Annotated in this window: 1 protein-coding gene; it reads left to right on the forward strand. The window is 55.8% G+C overall.

Annotated features, from left to right (window positions below):
- A partial coding sequence (locus CEY15_RS18030; RefSeq protein ID WP_176475203.1) for a transposase occupies positions 1–303 on the forward strand: 303 nt, incomplete at both ends.

Raw genomic sequence — 303 nt, forward strand, 5'->3', positions numbered from 1 at the left:
TGATGGACAACTACGCCGCCCACAAGCACGCCAACATCAAGAAGTGGCTGGCCGACAATCCTCGGTTCACGGTCCACTTCACGCCCACTCACGCCTCGTGGATGAACTTGGTCGAAGTGTGGTTCGGCATCGTCGAGCGCCAAGCCATACGCCGCGGAGTCTTTACATCGGTCAAGGATTTGAATGCAAAGATCCGTGCCTTCATTGACGGTTGGAACAAGCGATCCCATCCGTTCGTCTGGACCAAAACCGCCGAGGAAGTCCTTGCGAAGGCCAACCGTAAGAAGACTTCAAATGCGGACC

This window comes from Dietzia natronolimnaea (assembly GCF_002289575.1).
Lineage (GTDB): Bacteria > Actinomycetota > Actinomycetes > Mycobacteriales > Mycobacteriaceae > Dietzia > Dietzia natronolimnaea_A.